Raw genomic sequence first — 1,263 nt, 5'->3', positions numbered from 1 at the left:
AACTCGGGTGAAGGAACTAGGCAAAATGGTACCGTAACTTCGGGAGAAGGTACGCTCTTGGCGGTGAAGTCCCTTGCGGATGGAGCTACTAGGAGTCGCAGATACCAGGTGGCTGCAACTGTTTATTAAAAACACAGCACTGTGCAAAATCGTAAGATGACGTATACGGTGTGACGCCTGCCCGGTGCCGGAAGGTTAATTGATGGGGTTAGACTTCGGTCGAAGCTCTTGATCGAAGCCCCGGTAAACGGCGGCCGTAACTATAACGGTCCTAAGGTAGCGAAATTCCTTGTCGGGTAAGTTCCGACCTGCACGAATGGCGTAATGATGGCCACGCTGTCTCCACCCGAGACTCAGTGAAATTGAAATCGCTGTGAAGATGCAGTGTACCCGCGGCTAGACGGAAAGACCCCGTGAACCTTTACTACAGCTTGGCACTGAACATTGAACCTACATGTGTAGGATAGGTGGGAGACTTTGAAACTTCGTCGCTAGATGGAGTGGAGTCAACCTTGAAATACCACCCTTGTACGTTTGATGTTCTAACGTTGGCCCCTTATCGGGGTTGCGGACAGTGCCTGGTGGGTAGTTTGACTGGGGCGGTCTCCTCCCAAAGAGTAACGGAGGAGCACGAAGGTGGGCTAAACACGGTTGGACATCGTGTGGTTAGTGCAATGGCATAAGCCCGCTTGACTGCGAGAATGACAATTCGAGCAGGTGCGAAAGCAGGTCATAGTGATCCGGTGGTTCTGAATGGAAGGGCCATCGCTCAACGGATAAAAGGTACTCCGGGGATAACAGGCTGATACCGCCCAAGAGTTCATATCGACGGCGGTGTTTGGCACCTCGATGTCGGCTCATCACATCCTGGGGCTGAAGTCGGTCCCAAGGGTATGGCTGTTCGCCATTTAAAGTGGTACGCGAGCTGGGTTTAGAACGTCGTGAGACAGTTCGGTCCCTATCTGCCGTGGGCGTTGGAAGATTGAAGGGGGCTGCTCCTAGTACGAGAGGACCGGAGTGGACGAACCTCTGGTGTTCGGGTTGTCACGCCAGTGGCATTGCCCGGTAGCTAAGTTCGGAATCGATAAGCGCTGAAAGCATCTAAGCGCGAAGCGAGCCCTGAGATGAGTCTTCCCTGGCACTTTAAGTGCCCTTAAGGGTTGTTCAAGACTAGAACGTTGATAGGCAGGGTGTGTAAGTGCTGTGAGGCATTGAGCTAACCTGTACTAATTGCCCGTGAGGCTTAACCATACAACACCCAAG

Annotated in this window: 1 rRNA gene; it reads left to right on the top strand. The window is 52.7% G+C overall.

The annotated features are described in order from the left end of the window. A 23S ribosomal RNA gene (locus tag ACP45E_RS05810) occupies nucleotides 1-1,251 on the top strand; the annotation flags it as partial. Nucleotides 1,252-1,263 lie beyond the last annotated feature (12 nt).

Source organism: Vibrio genomosp. F10 str. 9ZD137, from assembly GCF_049974785.1.
GTDB lineage: Bacteria > Pseudomonadota > Gammaproteobacteria > Enterobacterales > Vibrionaceae > Vibrio.
Note: the sequence above shows the minus strand (reverse complement) of the source record. Positions and strands in the feature narration are given on the sequence as shown.